The following is an 18783-nucleotide window of genomic DNA, read 5'->3' as shown; positions in this document are numbered from 1 at the left end:
ACAGCGGCTGAAACCGCTCAATGAAGCGCTGCTGATGTCGGCTCCGGAAGGGATGGCGCTGACCAGCGGCGAGCACCTGCAAATGGCCGCCAGCAAAAACGCCGCCCTTAACGCCGGAGGGGATATCAGCACCGGCGTCATGGGCAGCATGACCGCCCTGGCGGGAGAAAAGCTCGGCCTGTTCGCGCGCACCGGCCAGTTGAGCCTGAAGGCCAGCGAAGGCCCGGTGGAGGTGCAGGCGCAGAACGCCAGCCTGCGGCTGTTCGCAGAGAAAAAGCTGTCGATGAGCTCGGCGAGTGACATCTCCTTTGCCGGTAAAAAACGCATCACGCTGATTGGCGGCGGGAGCTACCTGCGCCTGGAGGCCGGAAAAATCGAGTACGGCACGACGGCGATGTATCTGCGCAGGGTGAAGCGGACTATGGCGGCGGGAAGTAGTACCCTGGATCAAAGAACGGCTGAAATGCCCGCTCCATTACCAAATTTATCATGTGGTCCAAATACCGCGTGTTTCAGGGTCCTGGATTCCTTAACAGGCTCTGAAGATATGGAGTTTGCATATCAATTACAGACATCTACCGGTAAAGTGGTTGGAAGAACTGATTCAGCTCTGACGCATGCAATAAATTCAGATATCGAAGAAAATGTAAATTTGGACTATGTTTTCCAGATCAGGGCGGGGACAAGGTAATGACAGTTTCATCAACGACCACATCAAAAGAGCAGGAGCAGCAGGAAAAGAAAGTCAGTGTTGACTTTTTCCATATTGATATGATTCCGGATGCCATGGACAAGATCCAATGGACCACAGCAGCAAAGTTAATGAGACATTGGTTTAGTATTAAGCCAGCCTACGCATTTGATTTAAATAGCAAAGATCAAGCTGTAAATGGGGATCCTCGCGATCTACCCCCATCTAAGATAAATGTAGACATAGTTAAAATGGCATGGGCTATACAATTCGATCAAGTCAGAAATGGGATTGAGACCCTTAAAAAGACATGGTGTAGCCCGAAAGGGAAAAAACAGCTCATAGAACGTCTCCAAAATGTTGGTGACTTTACTAACACTCAAATTACCTTGGGGTATTCTGAAGATGTTTGTTATTTAGACGCAACAGCCCAGATAAATTTTAAAAGAATTGGGAATAAAACTGATCCAATAAATGCTTGGTATGGCGCTATGGGGAATAGCGTCTTAAAAATTTGCGTGCGCGGCAGCACGACTAAAATTAATGGGAAATATGTATTTATCACAGACGCGTTAGGTTTCTACCTTAAGGATAGTTATGATTTTGTTGATGAGGGCAATACATCTGAGCCATTAGGAATTTGGAGCAAAGATAAAATATTAGATAAAAAAGAGTCCGCTATTTATATGTCATCATATTTATCAGGCTTTTTTGGAGATCTTGTGCGAACTTTCTCAGGTTATGTTCCTGTGTTTAATAAAGATTTCAGAGTTTGGCAGAAGAAACATGATACAGGTGGGGATTATATTATTCTATCAGATGTTCTTTGGACTGAGGTTGAGGGACCAGATAAGGTGATTTTTTTATGATTACATTGAAGCACAGAACATACTTGAGAATGTTTATTAGCTTAATAGTCATTGGTTTCTTAATATTTCCTACATCAGTTTTTTTTGGTAATCACAATAAGATATTCGAAAATTCAAATCCAAATAATACGTTTAAAGTTGTTGTATACCGGGCTGAGGTTTACAATGTTTTTTCATTATACAAATATATTCGTGGAGAAAACTATTTTTTTATCGTCTATGATAAATGTGGGAATGTTGCATTCAAGCCTTCTTTGTTTTTTGGGATGGACCAGTCCGTTGCATATGGAGGATTTCATTTTTCCAGACATGACAATAACACTCTATTTTTCCCGACAAATGATGGCATTGATTCAATTGAGCTAAGCACAAATAAATCTGAATGTCTATAAGATACACGTTTGAGTTGAATAATGTGAGAAGATCGAACCATAAATTAAGCTGAGTTATAGACATTCATAACATCCTACCAGTCTGGTTTCTGACGCGGAAATTTTCCGAGTTTGTCACGTTATTTAACGCTGATTTCAGAGAGTAGTAAAACAAAGATAACACTGGAGGTGATTTTATAGTGCTTTCAGATGTTTTATGGCTGGAGCCCTTACCAAAAGATAAGGTGATTGTTTTATGATGAAGCGAGTTTCTAGTGCGTTATTATCGTGGTATTAATGGTTACATGGATTATCCTACCATCAACAATTATTCCTTCTTTATATTCAAAAGTATTTGAGATTAATAGTCCTGACAATAAATATAAAGTAATTGTTTACCATGGAGGGATAATATCCTCTATGTCGCTTTATAAGTACTTAAAGGATGTGGATTATTTTTTTTCATTATTTACAATGCATCCGGTGAGATGGTTTTCAAACCCTCTCCGTATTATAGCACTTCCAACATGGGAGCATATGACGGTATAGAATTCCAGTGCGGTGATAGCCATTCTTTACTTTACCCAGGACCAGAAGGCTATGATTCATACGAACTCACTAAGTGACAAAAAATCCGTAAACATTGAGATAATTAGGGGGGATGCATGAACTTTTCAATATTAATTTAAAATAGTAATCAATCATTTCGGCAAATTTCCTGAGGTCAAAATGCCCGATAGAAAATCACCCTCTTTATATGAAATTCTTACTGGCAACTTTACAGGAGATCTTTCCCTTGAAGTTGTTAACGAAGAAGACCAGGTCATTTTATCTGTACTGGATAACATCCAGCGTATTTTAAACGCCCGGGCCGGTACTGTATCCCATCTACCAGATTATGGTTTGCCCGATATGACCAAAATTCTGCAAGGCATGCCCGGGACAGCCCACGAGCTGATCGATACGCTGGCCGGTGTCCTGCTCAAGTATGAACCCCGTTTGCAGTCACTCAGTGTCACTTTACTCGAACAACAAGTGCCGGGTGAACTGCGCTACGCTATTGATGCGGAACTGAGAGGTATCGGACTTGTAAGGTATGGCACCGAGTTTATGCCGGAGGGGAAAGTAATGCTCAGGCATCTGAAACAACAGCAGTATCTTGACGCCCATTCTGCAATTTAGTACTTACACTGCCGGAAACCGTGATGACAATACATTCTGAGCGCCACCTTAATACCGGCGGCGATCCGCGCACGCTTGCGGATTACGCCGCCCTTCGCGATGAGATGAACAAGCTGACGCATCCGGCACGCCCGGATGTTAACTGGCAGCTTGCGGAAACGCTCTGCCTCTCGCTGTTTGAGCACAACGGGATTGAGCTGCAGACCACCGCCTGGTATACGCTTGCCCGTACTCAACTGGCCGGTTTGTATGGCATGAATGAAGGTCTGGCGATCCTGGCTACGCTGGTTGCCCGGCAGTGGGGAGAAATCTGGCCGCAGCCGGTCCACGCGCGAATGGAGATCCTCAGCGCGCTGAGCAGGCGGCTACAGCAGGCGATGCGCACCCGGACGCTAACGTATGCGGATTTGAGCCAGCTCTACCAGGCGGAGGAACATCTGAATACCCTGGGTAAGGTGTTGCAGCGTCTGGAATTGAAACACACCAGCCAGCTTGATGCCCTGCGCATCCTGATGCACAACACGGCGGCGCGGCTGGAAAACAGCGACAATACCGGCGTGAGTGTGACCCATGACGCGGCGCTCACGCCTGAAAAACGCCTTGCCGACCCGGAAGAGCAGGTGAAATGGGTATACGTGGTACAGCCCGATCCGCTGCCGAATGTGCAGGTGGTGACCGAAAGTACACCCCCGGTTAAACCCTGGAAGCCGTTTGCGGCCGGTATGCTGACCATGCTGGTGGTGGCAGGTGCGGCCGCGTGGGGTTGGCAGGCACTTCATCAGCCTGACCCGGCACAGACGCAGCTCGCCGTCACGCTGGCCCCGTTACCCGCAGCACTTCCTGCCGAACAGCTACAGTCCCTGCGACACATGTCGCCATCCCCCGCGTCGGGTATCGACAAAACGCAGCAGCAGTTGGCGCGGCTGTTACGGCTGAAACCGGACTGGGCCGTCAGCTATGGCGATAGTCTGGTGCGTCAGGCCCTTACTCTGTGGCCCGAACAAGCGAAACCGCTGGCACAGCAGTGGCAGCAGCAGGTTGCTGCCGCCGCGCTTCCTGCACCGGAGCTGAACGGCTGGCATGAGGGGATGACCCAGCTCCAGCAGCTGGCGAACCGGCTCAACGCGCTGGATGAAAAGCGCGGCAAGTACATGACGGTCAGCGAACTCAAGTCGGCAGTGTTTGCGATGACGCAGTCGTTTACCCGCGCCATACCGGCAGAAGAACAACTGCGCCAGCTTTCAGTCCTGCCGCACGATCGGCCCTGGCCAGCGGCACAGCAGAGCCAGACCGAGCAGCATCTGCAACAGCTTATTACCCGCTATGCGGTGCTCAAACAACAACCGGTACAATAACCCTCGTGCAATGATGAGTTTCAGACTCCCGATTACAGCATTACAACGATAAAATTGAAGATGGCCGCTCAGCGCACGGTGCGCTGGACCAGGCTTAACAGCATGTGAAAATGAACAGGGGCGACAGCGTGTCAGCCAAAGAACGTTTTTTTAAAAAAGTGCAGCAAAATAATGACATCACCCCACCCGGCAAATCGTCTGCGGAGGCTGAGATCCGGCTGTTTTGTGGGCGGATGGACGAGCTGGCGGAGCAAATCAGCGAGTGGTTTGCGGGGTCAAGCATCGAGGTTGTCGTATCGACAAAACATATTCACGACCTCAGTACGATTGGTTACAGTCTGAACTGCGGTATATGCCGGTATCCGGTAACCACTATCCGGATCCAGAACGCAGACCGTAGCGCCAGCATTGTACCGGAACAACTCTGCCGCGGAGCGGAGCGGGGCTGCGTGACAATGCGCATAGAGACGCCTGAAAGTCGCCAGGCGTATCACCTGAGCATGGCACCGGAAACCGGCTGGTTTATCCGGCGTGAGCATCAGGATGCAAAAGCGAATGTCGTCATGACGGAAGATCGCTTTTTCCAGGCGCTCGACAAGCTGGCCTGACCGGGGCCGGAAAGCTGGCGCAGGCAACCTGCTGCGCCAGTTTTCGTTTCAGGCATACCTTCAGGCATCTGCCTGCCATTTTTCACGTTTTGCCCCAGCCCGGCGGGCCGTGGCGGGCAGTATATCGGCATCGGCGACATAACCATCCGGATCGAGACAGCGGTTATGATTTTTCGCCTGCTGCAGGATCTCCTCATCCCAGTACAGGCGTTTACGTTGATCGCCCTGGGTTGTCAAAATGCATTCCATATTCCCCTCTATCGCGCGGTAGCGCCGCCAGCTGTTTGCCGGAATGGAGATGACCGACCGTTCCGGTGCGATAATACTCACTTCCTTGCCCGCCTCATTCCAGGTGACCTCAAGCTTTCCTTTAAAGACCATGATGACCTGCACGTCAGGACACACATGTCGGCCCGTGACGCAATTGTCCGCGAGCCGCAGCCACTCGACGGAAAAACCGTGCGGGCTGACAATCGCAGGGCAGGAATCCCGGTCCTGGGAAATGCCAAAGCCGATAACGGGCGCGATTTCGCCGCCGTGTCCCGGCAACACCGAGTCCAGCAGTCCCCGTGCCGACCAGCAACGGTCATCGCCTGTCACCGCGCGCTTGCGCATCTCCTCAACGCTGTAATCACGTAGCCCGGCAATATACGCCTCCGACAGCGGCGTCAGCAGCGTGGCGGGGTCAGGCTGCGGCTCGCCGGGTTCCTGCGTAATCAACATATTCTCTTTGCTTAAATACATACCGTACTCACTGGCGGCCGCGAGCACCGACGGATGCCAGATGATCCCGCCCGTGTTGTCGCCGCCCAGCACGGTGAACACCATGCCGCTGGTGTCCTCTTTACTGACGTTCGTAAACCCCCGGAAAATCCAGGTGGGGATGGAGAGGATCGCAGGGGCGCTGAATTCCGCTTCATGTTCACCCTGCGCGCCCCAGCGAAAACGCCATGTCCCTTCATGGATCAGGAACACTTCCGCCGTAAAATGCAGATGCAGGTTGTTGGTTACCCCTTTCGGCATGGCCGCCGCGCCTATGTTAAAACCGTGCGGCTCGGGAATATTCACCACCTGCTCGGAGGACTGAGTGACGCCCGGGCCAATAAACGAATAGTTTTGCTTCAGGTGCGAGCCGGGCAGCTTGCAGTCAATAAAAGCAAGGTTGCAGGAGACCATATCATCGGGGGTGATGAGTCGGCTTCTCGCCTGGCTCTGGGTAAGATGGATAGCGTTCATTTTTTTCTCCTTTTAATAGCCGGATGTGCCGGTGGCAGGGATGGCGTTACCGCGCGCAAGGGCGATGGCTTCGCGCGAGGCGCGACCCAGTTGCATGACGTCGTTTGCCGGGGTAACGAAATGAAACCCCTGGGCAATACGCGCTGCGGCAGCCGCGCCGGAGGTGCAGAAAATCCCGGCGATTTTTTGCTGCTGGCGACAGCGGTCGATCACCCGCTCAACGGCAGCAAGCATCTCCGGGTGTTGGGATTCGGCGCTGGCGTTGCCCGTCAGCGTCAGCGAGAGATCGTTAGGGCCTATAAACACGCCATCCAGCCCGTCGGTGTCGAGAATGGCGTCAAGATTTGCCAGCCCTTCGCGGGTTTCGATCATCGCCAGCGTCAGGATTTCATCGTTGGCGTGCTGCGGATAATCGCTGCCGCCGTAAAGCAGGCCCCGCGCCGGACCAAAGGAACGTACGCCCAGCGGCGGATAACGGCAGGCGGCGACGAAGCGGCGGGCCTCCTCGGCGCTGGAGATCATCGGACAAATCACCCCGTAAGCCCCGGCATCCAGTACGCGCATGATTTGCGCCGGATCGTTATCCGCCACCCGCACCAGCGGCACCGCTGGCGTGGCCGACAGCGCCTGCAGCATCGTCAGCGCGCTGGCAAAATCAATCATGCCGTGCTGGAGATCGACGGTTACGGCATCAAAGCCCTGCTGCCCGACAATTTCCGCACTGTAGCCGGAGGGGATCGCCAGCCAGCCGTTGATGATGGGGGTATTGTCCTGAAAGGCGGTTTTTAGTGTGTTCTTGCGCACGATATGCACTCCGTAATCCACTGGCGCAGCGGCGACGCGACCTCATCCGGGGTCTCAAGCGGAATAAAATGCCCGCCAGATGCCACCGTATGCCAGGTTGCGTTCGCGGCGCTTGCCGCCAGTAAGTGATGATGATGGGGCGTGCAGATCGGATCCTGCGCGCCGTTAAGGATCACTATCGGGCAGGGGAGATTGCCCAGCGCCGCCCGGTTGTCCTGCCGATGAATGGCGATTTCCGTTTGCTGAGCAAAGGTCGTTACACCGCACTCGCTTGCCATCTGACAGATAATGTCCTGTAAAGCCCGGTCGTTGAGGCGCGACGGGGCGACGTAACGTTGCCACAGCGCCGGGACCAGCCAGTCAACTATTCCCTGCGCCCGGGCGGTGCGCACCGCGTCCCGCCGTGGTGTGGCGTTTTCCGGCGGATCGGCAAGCGGGTTGGCAGATATCAGCGCCAGCCCGCTAAGCCTTTCCGGCGCATCAGCGGCCATTTGCAGCGCGACGATTGCCCCCAGCGAAAACCCGGCCAGCAAAAAGCGCGGCGGCAGCGCGCTGAGCAGACGCTGCGACGCCTGCCGCGCCGATTCCGCCCCCGTCAACGTGACGCACAGCACCGCCGTCACGTTTAACTGCTCAATCACAGGCTGCCAGAGCCGGGCGTTGCACAGCGTGCCGCCAAGCAGCACCAGCGGCAGGTCGGTGTTATCCAGCAGAGCGTTTTCCATTGCGTGCCTCACGTTGCCGTCCAGCCGCCGTCAACCATCAGGGCGCTGCCGGTGATCATCGCGGCGGCCTCGGAGGCGAGGAACACCACCGGCCCCATAATGTCTTCCAGTCGGCCTAACCGGCGCAGCTTGATGTTCTCCAGCACGTAGCGGCGAAACGCCGGATCTTCCAGCGCCGATCGCGACAGGTCGGTTTCAATGAAGGTCGGGCACAGCGTATTGACCCGGATCCCGGCCTCGCCCAGCTCCAGCGCCATCGTGCGGGTTAACCCTTCAAGCGCAAACTTAGAGGCGCAGTAAACGCTCCGCTCGGGGCCGCCCACGTGCCCCATTTGCGATGAGATATGGATGATTGATCCGGCGCGACCACCCGCCCGCATACGCCGCGCCACGCGCTGGCTGACGAAAAAAGTGGCGCGGAGGTTAAGCGACATCACCGCATCGAAGTCGTCTTCGTTGACCTCAAGAAACGGCTGGTGGCGGGCCAGCCCGGCGCTGTTCACCAGAATGTCGATCTCCGGCAGGGTCGCCAGCACGCGGTCCACCTCCCGGGCGTCGGTGATATCCAGCGTTACCGTCTGAAGAGTGAGCCGATGCCCGGCGGCGAGACCGGCCGCCTGGTCCAGCGCCTCGCGGTTGCGGGCGGCAATCCACACCTCTGCGCCCGCCTGCGCGAGGGCGACGGCAGCGGCGAAGCCAATCCCTCGCGAGCCACCTGTCACCAGCGCGCGTTTGCCGTGCAGAGCGAAAGAGGGCGTTTGTACAAGCGTCATGGATTACACCTTTTCCCTGACCGGGGCCGGCATCGCGTAGGGCACCTCCGTCTGGCCATAGCGACGCACGCGAATATTGGCCTGCTCGGCGTGCCCGGCAAATCCTTCAAGCAGCGACAGGCGGGAGCAATAGCTGCCGATTTCGGCCGTGGCTTCGTCGCTGAGGACCTTCTGGAAGGTGCAGGTTTTCATGAACTTGCCGACCCACAGCCCGCCGGTATAGCGCGCGGCTTTTTGCGTTGGCAGCGTGTGGTTGGTGCCGATCACCTTATCGCCGTAGGCGACGTTGGTGCGCGGGCCGAGGAACAGTGCGCCGTAGTTGGTCAGCCTGGCGAGGAACCAGTCGTCCCGGTCGGTCATCACCTGAACATGCTCGGAGGCGATGCGATCGGCCTCGGCCAGCATCTCTTCGTAGCTGTCACAGACGATGATTTCGCCATAATCCTGCCACGACTGGCGGGCGATATCGGCAGTGGGAAGTTTTTCCAGCAGCCGCTCCACTTCCTGCTGCGTCTCTTTAGCAAGCGTCAGGGAGTTGGTCAGCAGAATGGCAGGGGTGGTGACGCCATGTTCGGCCTGCCCGAGCAGGTCCGTGGCGCATATTTCTGCATCTACGGTGTCATCGGCGATGACCAGCGTTTCCGTCGGCCCGGCAAACAGATCGATACCCACCCGGCCAAAGAGCTGGCGCTTGGCCTCCGCAACAAAGGCGTTGCCGGGGCCGACCAGCATATCTACCGGTGCCAGCGAGTCGGTGCCCAATGCCATTGCGCCAATCGCCTGAATGCCGCCCAGGGCATAGATTTCCGTTGCGCCCGCCATCTTTTGTGCCGCGACAATCGCCGGGGCGGGTTCGCCGTTAAACGGCGGGGCACAGCTGATGATCCGCGAGCAGCCCGCCACGCTGGCGGTAATGATGGACATATGGGCAGAGGCCAGCAGTGGATATTTCCCGCCGGGGACATAACACCCCACGGCATTGATCGGAATATTTTTATGGCCGAGGATCACGCCGGGGCGCGTTTCAATTTCGAGATCCCGCAGGCACTCTTTCTGCGCGCGGGCAAAATTCGCCACCTGCTGTTGGGCAAATTCAATATCCTGAATATCCTGGCGGCTTAACTGGTTTATACAGCGGTCGATCTCCGCTGGCGTCAGGCGATAATCCTGACGGTCATAGCGATCGAATTTAATCGATAATTCACGAATGGCTTTATTTCCCCGCTTCTCAATATCCGCCAGGATATATTCAACTGTTTCTCTGACCTGCTGATTCGCCTGCTGGCGCTCTTCGGTACTTTTACCGCTTTTTAATTTCCAGGACACACGCTTCTCCTTACCTTTTTAAGATGTCAGTTGCCCTCCCGGCGAACCGGGATAAATGAATTACTGCAGAATGTGTTATTGATCCGGCGCGGCGGCGTAAGCCCCGTTTTTTAATAAGCGGGACGCGTGTTGCGCCTTACGGGCATAAACCCAGCGTGCGGACAGCGGCGTGGCAATCGCAGCGACGACCGAGAGCGCGGCAATTAACAGGTAACCGGACGAGATATTAATATGTTGCATCATCACGCCCATCATCACCGGCCCGACAAACATGCCGCAGGAATAGATCGTCTGGAATAATCCCATGCGGGTGGATTGTTCATCGGCGGTGGTATTCACCACGCTGAGCGACATAAATGCCGCAAACGCCATGCCGAAGGAAAAACCTGCCAGCGCCTGGAGCAAATAAATGACATATAAATTGCTGGTAAAAGGAATGCCAAGCGTCGAGATCACCTGTAACACAATGCCGAGCACGGCGGTTTTTACCAGCCCAAGGCGCTGATAAAACACCGAGCTGCACAGGGCAATGGCCAGCCCGTAAAAAAGAAGATGGATATTACCGAGCAGGGCGAGGATCCCCGCCCGGGCGCCCAGTTGTTCGGCGTAGACCGGCGTCAGGGTGTCGCGAGTGGCAAAGGGAACCAGAATCACGATGGTCGCCAGGATGCCAATCAACCAGACGGAACGGTCGGCCAGCTGCTGTCGCGCCCCGGTGATGCAGGCTTTCAGCGTGGGAGCCTGCACCGGATCATGAACGTCCTGAATGCGGGTCGTCAGGATCAGCGCCACCAGGGCCGAGATGCAGGAGACGAAAAAGGCGATGTTGTTGGCGAAGTAGTGGATCAGCACGGCGCCAATACAGTTGCCGAGGAACACGCCGATCGGCCCGGCCAGCGCCAGCAGCGCCACGGCCGCCGGGGCTTCGTTACGGTCGAAATAGCGAATGAACAAGATGTTATACAGCACCCACGTGGCCGCCGTGACGCCGTCAGCCGCTTTAGCCATATATAACGTGACGGCGTTAGGCTCGAACCAGGCGATCGGCCAGGCGATAATGGGCAGCAGTAAACCGATTTGAATAAAAATCCTGCGGCTCTTTACCACGTCGGAGATGATCCCCAACGGGAAACGGATAAGCAGCGTAGCCAGCCCGGACGCCCCCATAATGATGCCCATTATCTGTGGCTCGAAGCCCTGGTTGATCATCATTGGTGCCAGGAAGGCATCGATGCTGTGAATACAGATAAAGAACAGGACGCTGATGATGAAAAAGAGCCGGGCTTCCCGACGGCGTAACAGTGCTCGAAACATGGTTTTGAACCTCTTAAAAGTAATGGGTTACAACCAGCCAAGTACGACGTTTACCGGTTCAATCCTTTGGGCGACTCCTGTTCTCTCCGGTACCTTTGACGGTATGAAAACTCTTTGCATACGTATTCAAGCCTTGAAGTTACGAAAAGGTTTCATGTTTGTAAAGTGATCTCGATCTTGTTGTGAGAATTTTATTTTTTTGTGTTGCATACGCATGCAAAGGTGGTGTAAGTATAAAAAACACCCATCTGCTGAAGCGTCCGGAACAGGTGAAAAAAGGGGCTTTTTCGCGGTCCGTGAACAGAATGAACGTGGGTAAGTCGTTGATAAGGAAAACGGGGTAATGAAACGTAAGACTTTTGCAGCAGTCACATCTCAACAGGTCGCGCAACTGGCGGGGGTATCGCAATCCGCTGTGTCGCGAACGTTCACGCCCGGGGCCAGCATTTCACCGGCAACACGTGAAAAAGTGCTGAAAGCGGCGCGTGAGCTTGGTTATCGTCCAAACGCGATAGCCCGGTCGCTCAACACGGCCCGCTCGCGCATTATTGGGGTGGTGATCTCTTACTTCGATAACCCCTTTTACTCGCAGGTGCTGGAGGCGCTGGCACAAAAGCTGGATACGCTGAACTATCACCTGCTGCTGTTTGTCGGCGACCGGGAAGGCAACGTCGACCGCATTTTCGACCAGATTATGCAGTACCGCGTGGACGGTATCGTGCTGGCATCGGTCACGCTATCGCTGGAGTTATCCGAGGAGTGCCTCGCCGCCGGGATCCCGGTGGTGTTGTTTAACCGCAGCGAAGAGAGTGGGATGGCCTCCAGCGTCAACAGCAATAACGAGGCGGCGTCACGGCAGATAGCCGAGTTTCTGCTGGCGGGGGAGCACAAGCGTTTCGCCTACGTTGGCGGCGTGCCTGACTCCCCGGTCAATATCGCCCGTCAGCGCGGGTTTATCTCCACCTTGCACGAGCACGGCATCACCGATGTGCAGGTGGTGAATGGCAATTACGACGTTCAGCACACCACGCAGGCAGCCTATGCTCTGTTTTCGGCACCGCCTGTGCCGGATGCGGTCTTTGTCGCCAACGATCATATGGCCGTGACGGTGATGGATGTGGCGCGCTATGCGTTTGGCTTGCGCATTCCCGAGGAGGTGTCCGTTGTCGGGTACGACGACATCGGCCCCTCAGGCTGGCCCTCCTATGCATTAACCTCTGCATCACAGCCGGTGGGCGAAATGGTGGACGCCACGGTCGAGTTATTAATGAAGCAAATTGAAAGCGAAACCATAGAGCCTGAGCAGATTACGGTGCCCGGTACGCTGGTTATTCGCCACTCAGCCCGCCGCCCGCGCAGTGGCGTTATCGAAAAAGATGGCTTATCGCTATTCCAGACTAAGGAGCTCAAATGACCAGATTGCGGGGCTTCAGCCCACAGTTCGACTCCATCCAGCAGTTTATTTTGACGCTGACACACGTGGTATGGGAGCAGAAAGACATAGGCCAGCTGGCGGATTTTTACGCCACGCCAGTGGTATTTACCACCCCGGAAAAACAGCTGCATGAGCTGTCACAGTTTATGCGCCTTACCCTCGAGGCGATGCACAGTTTCCCGCAGCGCACCGTGCTGACCGAGGACATCCTCTGTAGCCAGAATCCGGGTGACGAGTACTATGCCGCTCAGCGCACCGTCGCGCGGATCCAGCATCAGGGGGAGGGCTTTTTTGGTCCGCCAACTGGCAAAAATGTCTGGGTACGTACGTGGGCCGATCGCATTTGCGTCGACGGAGCCGTGCGTCAGGAGTGGCTGCTGCAGGATCGCGCCGCCATCGTGTCGCAACTGGGGCTGGATATCCGCGAGTTTGCTTTTAACCTGGCGACCATGCGTCAGCAGCTTGGGCTGGAGTCTGTTTCCGCCGAGACGCTGGATGCGCGCTGGGCGGGAGGCCCAGAAGGCGATGATGTGGAAGGTGTACTCGCAGGCGTGGTGGAGCGCTACCTGACGATGTGGGCGGGCGGCAACAGCGGCGTGGTACCCGGATTATACCACCCGGCGGCAACGCTCTATGCGCCCGGCCATTGCACCTGTACCGGAGAACAGGAGATCGGCGCACAGCTTTCCGGCTACCGCGCCTCGTTTGCCGACAGCGAAACGCAACTGCACCACCTGGTTGTGCGTAAAGATCCCAACGAGCCGGTTCGCATTTCATTGCGCTGGTCGCTGCTGACCTGGCATGACGGATACGGCAAGTTTGGCGCGCCGACGCGTAAACCTGTTTCAGTCACCGGTATTACCCAGCTTGAATTACGCGATGGGTTAATTTTCCGTGAATATTTAGGTATTGATGAATTAGCGATTTGGTCGCAAATATTTAATTAACGGGGCGGCAGCCTCCTTATTTCCGCTGCCAATACTCATCATTTTTAATTCACCCTCACTTACGGGTGCGGGTTCTTATACCCTAAATAATTCGCGTAGCCAACGCATCTGCAACGCGAAGTATTACGGGTATATTTTCTGAAAATAGAGCAGGAGTTTATATGTCTTCCACTGAAGCAACAAATAAAGCACCAGCCGTACCCGAAAAAAGCAGCGTGAAAGCGCTTAAAGAAGAGTCCGTATTACAGGTCGAGCGCCGTGATTTTGTCGATCTGGTGCCGGAGAATCGCCCGCGTGCGCAGTCATTAAGAGGCTTTGACGACTGCTATACCGATATCGTCGATTATATTGTTCGCTGCACCCATAAAATATGGGATGAGCGCGACGTGGGCTTAATTTATTCCCACTATACCCATAACTGCGTGCTTTATAACGCGCTGGGGACGTTATATAACCGCGAACAGGTGGTGCAGGATACATTGCAGCGCCTGGTTGCTTTCCCGGAACGCCGCGGCATGGCAACCCAGGTTATCTGGAACGGAAATGATGTCGACGGTTTTTATACCTCGCATCTGGTCACGGGAAGCGGGCGCCATACCCAGTACAGCCATTTAGGCAAACCGACCAACCGCACATTTGTTACCCGGACCGTGGCGGATTGCATGATCCACGAGAACAAAATTTATCGCGAGTGGGTGGTCAGCGACAACATGTCGTTAATGAAACAGCTTGGCCTTAACACCGATGAAGTCGCCTTTAATATGGCCAAAGAGCAGTTTGATAAAGGCTTCCGCGTGATGGATATCGGCGAAAACGGCCGCATGCTGGGGCAATATCCGCCGGAGATCGCGTGCGATGTTTCTCTTGCGCACAGCGATACGGAAGAGCAGTGCCTGCGTTGGCTGCATGAGATCTACAACCGCCGGATGTTCGGCAAAATCAAAGAGGTGTATGCCCCGAACGTGCAGTGGCACGGCCCGTTGATGAAAGAGCTGTACGGAACGGCGGCAGTGACCCACCAGACGCTGGCGCTGGTGGGTATGATCCCTGACGGCGCGTGGCTGCCGCAGCATATCTGCTCCAACCCTTGCGACGAGGGCGGCGTGAAGGTGGCGGTTCGCTGGATTATCGAAGGGCATCACCTGGGTTACGGCGAGCTGGGTAAACCGACCGGAGAACGACTGTTCGTGATGGGGATGTCGCACTACCACATCCTCAACGGGAAAATTGTTGATGAGTGGGTGGTTTACGATCACCTGGCGCTGCTGGCGCAAATCAAACTTGGCCAGATGGAGGATGCGTAAATGTTGAATGACGTAATCTGGATCAAGCATCCGCAGGGGCAGGATGCACAGGCCGATCGTTCGCTGACGGAGACGGTCAGCGGCATTATTGCGCGGGTAAAAGATGAAGGTGACGCGGCGCTAAGGGCCTATTCACAGCAGTTCGATAAGGTTGTGCCCGCCCAGTTCGAAGTGAGCGAGCAGGAGATTGCCGAGGCACTTGCCGGTATGGACGCCCAGACGCGTCGCGACAGTGAATTTGCCATCAGTCAGGTGCGCCGTTTTGCCCAGGCGCAGCTGGCGACCATGCAGCCGCTGGAGGTCGAGACCCTGCCGGGCGTGCACCTGGGGCACCGGATCATCCCGGTGCAGACGGTGGGCTGCTACGTCCCCGGAGGACGCTATCCGATCCTCTCCGCGCCGGTGATGTCGATTGTTCCGGCGACGGTGGCGGGCTGCGAACAGATCATTGCCTGTCTGCCGCCGGGCGCGCATCCGGCGATGATCGCGGTGTGCCATCTGGCGGGCGCGCATCGCATATTCAAAGTTGGCGGCGCGCAGGCGATTGCGGCCATGGCCTGGGGGACGGACAGCATACCGTCGGTGGATAAAATCGTGGGGCCAGGCAACGCCTTTGTTAACGAGGCGAAACGTCAGGTGTTTGGCAAAGTCGGCATTGATGCCCTCGCTGGGCCGAGCGAGATTTTCACCATAGCGGACGACAGCGCCGACCCGCGTATTCTGGCCGCTGATATGCTGGCCCAGGCAGAGCATGACGTACATACCCGCGTCGGGCTGGCGACGACCAGCCGGGAGATTGCCGAGCGTACGCTGGCTGAGGTTGAGCGCCAGTTGGCCAGCCTGCCCACGGCGGCAACGGCAGGCGAGGCGTGGCGTCGACAGGGGGAGATTGTACTTTGCGAAGACGAAGCGCAACTCATCGCTTTTGCTGACCATATGGCGACGGAACATCTGCAGGTGCATACTCGCGATCCGCACGCCACCGCGGCGAAGATCCGCAACTACGGCTCGCTGTTTATTGGGCAGAACGCCAGCGTGGTGTTCTCCGATAAATGCTGCGGGACCAACCACACGTTGCCAACCATGGCGGCGGCGCGCTATACCGGCGGCTTGTGGGTGGGGGCGTATGTCAAAATCTGCACCCATCAGTGGATTGATGAGCAGGGCATCCCGGCAATTGCGGAACCGGCGATCCGCCAGAGCCGTACTGAAGGGATGCAGGGGCACCGGCGGGCGGCGGAGATCCGATTGCGTGCGCAGGACATCGATGCAATCACCTCAGGCATGCGGGACTAAATCAAAGACGGCGCCGGGCGACATGCGCCCGGCTTTTAGCACAGGAATTCTCACGCATGACCATGATGCGCCTGATACCACCGGAGGATTGCCCGGATGAAATCGCCCGACGGCTTGAGGCAATAAAACAGCAACCTGCGCTAAACGCCATCCTCGGCGTTAACCCCGACGCCATGCTACTGGCGGAGCGGTGCCAGCAGCAGCGTCAACGCGGAGAGCGTATCGGGCCTTTGCACGGGGTGCCGTTGATTATCAAGGATAATATTGCCTGCGCGCCGCTGCCCATTACCCTTGGCTGCCGGGCGCTGGCCTCGCTCAGGGCGTCCTCAGACGCGCGGGTGATACAGCGTTTGCATCGGGCCGGCGCCATTGTTCTCGCGAGGGCCAATATGTCCGAGTTTGCATTTGACGTGCGGTCCCGAAGCTCGCTGGGCGGTGATGTGGCAAACCCGCTTCTCCCGTCGGTGACCGCCGGCGGTTCCAGCGGAGGATGCGCCGCCGCGGTGGCCGCTGGCATGGCCGATGGTGCGCTGGGAACTGACACCGGCGGCTCTATTCGTATTCCCTGTAGCTATACCGGGCTGGTAGGGCTGCGCCCAGCCTATCGCCGCGCGCAGCTGGACGGTGTGGCGCCGCTCTCTCCCAGTAAAGATACCGTTGGGCCCATGGTTCACAGCGTGGAAGATGCGGCCATGTTGCACGCCATCATCCACGGTCTGCCGCCGATTCCGCTGCCGCCACGTTCGCTGAAAGGTGTGCGCTTCGGCATGATAACCTCGTTGCAGGGAAGCGATGACGTGCAGCTGGCGGTCTGGAACCTGGCGCTGCATGCGTTGAGTCGGGCAGGGGCGACGCTGGTTGAGATAGCATTACCTTTTATGGATGAAGTCAGACAGGCGACCTGCCTGAGCCTGTCTGAATTTCGCGTGGCGATCGATCACTGGCTGACAAAACAGCCTGATGCACCTGCCGGGCTGAAGCACATTATCGACTCCGGCGCATTTTTGCCTGAGTTCGCCCCCTTTCTCAGGCAGATGCTGACGTATAACACGCTCAAAACCCCGCTCTGGCTGGCGGGGCGGCGTTTTCAGCGCCAGCTGCGCCAGAACCTGTGCCATGTAGCGGAGGAGCTGCGGCTGGATGGATTTGTGTATCCCACGGTACAGCGGTTGCCGGACAGCATGGCGAAAATGCCGCCCGGCTGCGCGCCTGAGTTGTCCGCGATAAGCGGTCTGCCTGCAATAACCTTGCCCTGTGGCGTGAGCCGCAGTGGGCTGCCAGTAGGCATGGAGATTTTATCGGTGCAGGCGGAGGAGACGGGGTTGTTGGCGCTGGCGCGGGGTTGTGAGGAGGTGTTGGGTGGGAAGTGGTGGAAGGGTTAGGGTGCACACATTTCGTAGGGCTTGTGCAGTGCAGGCTCTCAGGAGGTCTTCGGATAATTCTGATCATCACAGATCGAGAATTTTGGAAAAACGGACAACATAGTTAACACCGTTAACTATGTTATGTATCATACGCCTTCACATCATTGAAGGTCCCGGACTATGGAACAGTCAGAAATTCGTTCTTTCCGCGCAACATTGCGTGAAATGGTCAGAGAACTGGGTATGCTCAGCCGTAAAGCAAGTGGAACCGAGTTATCCCCTCTCCAGAGTCATATATTGATTGAACTCAGCAATCGTCCTGAGGGGTGTACCGAACTCGCCTCGAAGCTTTGCGTTGAGAAAGCAAGTATGAGCCGCACACTAAAGAATCTTAGTGATGAGGGATACCTGCTTAAAGAAAATGACGCCCAGGATGGCAGAGCCTCTCTGTACAGATTAAGCGACTCCGGAAAGCAACTCCTGTCTAAGCTTGAAGAAAACGCCGACAGATTTGTTGTGGACGCTCTCGCATCATCATCTGAGGAAGAAATTCAGGTTTTACGTAAATCCTTACTGCACTTTTCAGGTAGTTTGCGTAATGCACGTCGCCAGCGTGAATCAAATATCGTTATCAGGCGTCTGGAGCCACAAGATAACGCCGCAATCGCAGAAATTATCCGTAATAGCTTTCGTGAGAATAAAATCGATCATCTTGAAGGCGTAAGTCTCCATGATCCAGAACTCGATTCCTTAAGTGAAGCCTATAAGCATCCCGGTTCCGGATATTGGGTTGCTGAAGCAAATGGAATGATTGTTGGGGGAGCGGGACTCTCGTCACTGGACGGAGAAACTGGCATTTGCGAAATGCAGAAGTTATTTTTCAAAAGCGAAGTACAAGGGATGGGGCTGGGCAGACGAATGATCGCTTTTATTCTTTCTCAGGCTTCAGTCATGGGATACCACGCCTGTTATCTTGAAACACTTAAAGAGCTGAAGCATGCCGTGCATCTCTACGAAGCTTTTGGATTCAAGCATATTGCACGACTTGGCAATACCGGCCATGACAGCTGTGACATATACATGTTGAAAAAAATGTAGCAATCGTCTTCTTGTATTTCTGTTTTGTATAAACCAAAGATGAATACCATCTGGTACCAGTTTCCTTAATTTGGTACCAGTACGT

17 protein-coding genes are annotated in these 18783 nt (G+C 55.2%); 11 read left to right on the top strand and 6 right to left on the bottom strand.

Annotated elements, in window-relative coordinates; translation table 11 throughout:
- The 5 genes from ACWKX3_RS22695 to ACWKX3_RS22675 all read left to right on the top strand — a co-directional run.
- Positions 1–691, top strand: a 691-nt coding sequence (locus ACWKX3_RS22695; protein WP_454542517.1) for a DUF2345 domain-containing protein, incomplete at its 5' end; no start/stop codon positions are given.
- Complete coding sequence (locus ACWKX3_RS22690) at positions 691–1560, top strand: DUF6402 family protein (protein WP_454542516.1); 870 nt, start codon at positions 691–693, stop codon at positions 1558–1560. The genes ACWKX3_RS22695 and ACWKX3_RS22690, both read left to right, overlap by 1 nt.
- 1100 nt (positions 1561–2660) lie before the next feature.
- The gene (gene tssE / locus ACWKX3_RS22685) at positions 2661–3113 is read left to right on the top strand and encodes a type VI secretion system baseplate subunit TssE (RefSeq protein WP_368748092.1); all 453 of its coding nucleotides are present in this window, start codon (positions 2661–2663) and stop codon (positions 3111–3113) included.
- Between the two features lie 23 nt (positions 3114–3136).
- Complete coding sequence (locus ACWKX3_RS22680; protein WP_454542515.1) at positions 3137–4468, top strand: VasL domain-containing protein; 1332 nt, start codon at positions 3137–3139, stop codon at positions 4466–4468.
- 128 nt (positions 4469–4596) lie between these two features.
- Positions 4597–5076, top strand: coding sequence for a hypothetical protein (locus ACWKX3_RS22675; protein WP_176399454.1), 480 nt, complete (start codon positions 4597–4599; stop codon positions 5074–5076).
- Positions 5077–5136: 60 nt separating this feature from the next.
- On the opposite strand, the gene ACWKX3_RS22670 is transcribed toward ACWKX3_RS22675, so the two are convergent.
- The 6 genes from ACWKX3_RS22670 to ACWKX3_RS22645 all read right to left on the bottom strand — a co-directional run bounded on the left by ACWKX3_RS22670 (position 5137) and on the right by ACWKX3_RS22645 (position 11254).
- Positions 5137–6312, bottom strand: coding sequence for a cupin domain-containing protein (locus ACWKX3_RS22670; RefSeq protein WP_088209449.1), 1176 nt, complete (start codon positions 6310–6312; stop codon positions 5137–5139).
- A 12-nt stretch (positions 6313–6324) separates the two neighbouring features.
- Positions 6325–7116 (bottom strand): HpcH/HpaI aldolase family protein, encoded by a 792-nt coding sequence (locus ACWKX3_RS22665; RefSeq protein WP_006178080.1) that lies wholly within the window; start codon positions 7114–7116, stop codon positions 6325–6327.
- On the bottom strand, positions 7098–7841 hold the full coding sequence (locus tag ACWKX3_RS22660) for an alpha/beta fold hydrolase (protein ID WP_220710511.1): 744 nt from the start codon (positions 7839–7841) through the stop codon (positions 7098–7100). Before ACWKX3_RS22660 ends, ACWKX3_RS22665 begins: the two co-directional genes overlap by 19 nt.
- Positions 7842–7849: 8 nt before the next feature.
- Complete coding sequence (locus ACWKX3_RS22655) at positions 7850–8614, bottom strand: SDR family NAD(P)-dependent oxidoreductase (RefSeq protein WP_220710510.1); 765 nt, start codon at positions 8612–8614, stop codon at positions 7850–7852.
- 3 nt (positions 8615–8617) lie between these two features.
- Complete coding sequence (hisD, locus tag ACWKX3_RS22650; RefSeq protein ID WP_454542514.1) at positions 8618–9940, bottom strand: histidinol dehydrogenase; 1323 nt, start codon at positions 9938–9940, stop codon at positions 8618–8620.
- A 75-nt stretch (positions 9941–10015) separates the two neighbouring features.
- Positions 10016–11254: an MFS transporter gene (locus tag ACWKX3_RS22645; protein ID WP_006178076.1), complete on the bottom strand. Its 1239-nt coding sequence runs from the start codon at positions 11252–11254 to the stop codon at positions 10016–10018.
- A gap of 343 nt (positions 11255–11597) precedes the next feature.
- Here ACWKX3_RS22645 and ACWKX3_RS22640 point away from each other — a divergent pair, with 343 nt between their 5' ends.
- From ACWKX3_RS22640 to ACWKX3_RS22615, 6 genes are all read left to right on the top strand, one after another.
- Positions 11598–12668 (top strand): LacI family DNA-binding transcriptional regulator, encoded by a 1071-nt coding sequence (locus ACWKX3_RS22640; RefSeq protein ID WP_006178073.1) that lies wholly within the window; start codon positions 11598–11600, stop codon positions 12666–12668.
- The gene (locus ACWKX3_RS22635) at positions 12665–13636 is read left to right on the top strand and encodes a nuclear transport factor 2 family protein (protein WP_058608452.1); all 972 of its coding nucleotides are present in this window, start codon (positions 12665–12667) and stop codon (positions 13634–13636) included. The genes ACWKX3_RS22640 and ACWKX3_RS22635 overlap by 4 nt, the downstream gene beginning before the upstream one ends.
- A gap of 161 nt (positions 13637–13797) precedes the next feature.
- The gene (locus ACWKX3_RS22630; RefSeq protein ID WP_006178071.1) at positions 13798–14940 is read left to right on the top strand and encodes a nuclear transport factor 2 family protein; all 1143 of its coding nucleotides are present in this window, start codon (positions 13798–13800) and stop codon (positions 14938–14940) included.
- Positions 14941–16236, top strand: coding sequence for a histidinol dehydrogenase (gene hisD / locus ACWKX3_RS22625; protein WP_006178070.1), 1296 nt, complete (start codon positions 14941–14943; stop codon positions 16234–16236).
- A 62-nt stretch (positions 16237–16298) separates the two neighbouring features.
- Entirely contained in the window at positions 16299–17618 is a 1320-nt protein-coding gene (locus tag ACWKX3_RS22620; protein WP_368748096.1) for an amidase family protein, read from the top strand.
- A 162-nt stretch (positions 17619–17780) separates the two neighbouring features.
- Complete coding sequence (locus tag ACWKX3_RS22615) at positions 17781–18698, top strand: bifunctional helix-turn-helix transcriptional regulator/GNAT family N-acetyltransferase (RefSeq protein ID WP_088209442.1); 918 nt, start codon at positions 17781–17783, stop codon at positions 18696–18698.
- Positions 18699–18783: the final 85 nt, after the last annotated feature.

It is taken from the genome of Enterobacter sp. UPMP2052, assembly GCF_053709675.1.
The sequence above is the reverse complement of the archived record's forward strand: the minus strand, read 5'-3'. Positions and strand labels throughout refer to the sequence as shown.

Excerpts from the sequence above, each read along its gene's own strand:
- ACWKX3_RS22690 (WP_454542516.1), top strand. The coding sequence starts at position 691 with ATGACAGTTTCATCAACGACCACATCAAAAGAGCAGGAGCAGCAGGAA.
- tssE (WP_368748092.1), top strand. The coding sequence starts at position 2,661 with ATGCCCGATAGAAAATCACCCTCTTTATATGAAATTCTTACTGGCAAC.
- ACWKX3_RS22680 (WP_454542515.1), top strand. The coding sequence starts at position 3,137 with ATGACAATACATTCTGAGCGCCACCTTAATACCGGCGGCGATCCGCGC.
- ACWKX3_RS22670 (WP_088209449.1), bottom strand. The coding sequence starts at position 6,312 with ATGAACGCTATCCATCTTACCCAGAGCCAGGCGAGAAGCCGACTCATC.
- ACWKX3_RS22660 (WP_220710511.1), bottom strand. The coding sequence starts at position 7,841 with ATGGAAAACGCTCTGCTGGATAACACCGACCTGCCGCTGGTGCTGCTT.
- ACWKX3_RS22655 (WP_220710510.1), bottom strand. The coding sequence starts at position 8,614 with ATGACGCTTGTACAAACGCCCTCTTTCGCTCTGCACGGCAAACGCGCG.
- ACWKX3_RS22645 (WP_006178076.1), bottom strand. The coding sequence starts at position 11,254 with ATGTTTCGAGCACTGTTACGCCGTCGGGAAGCCCGGCTCTTTTTCATC.
- ACWKX3_RS22640 (WP_006178073.1), top strand. The coding sequence starts at position 11,598 with ATGAAACGTAAGACTTTTGCAGCAGTCACATCTCAACAGGTCGCGCAA.
- ACWKX3_RS22635 (WP_058608452.1), top strand. The coding sequence starts at position 12,665 with ATGACCAGATTGCGGGGCTTCAGCCCACAGTTCGACTCCATCCAGCAG.
- ACWKX3_RS22630 (WP_006178071.1), top strand. The coding sequence starts at position 13,798 with ATGTCTTCCACTGAAGCAACAAATAAAGCACCAGCCGTACCCGAAAAA.
- hisD (WP_006178070.1), top strand. The coding sequence starts at position 14,941 with ATGTTGAATGACGTAATCTGGATCAAGCATCCGCAGGGGCAGGATGCA.
- ACWKX3_RS22620 (WP_368748096.1), top strand. The coding sequence starts at position 16,299 with ATGATGCGCCTGATACCACCGGAGGATTGCCCGGATGAAATCGCCCGA.
- ACWKX3_RS22615 (WP_088209442.1), top strand. The coding sequence starts at position 17,781 with ATGGAACAGTCAGAAATTCGTTCTTTCCGCGCAACATTGCGTGAAATG.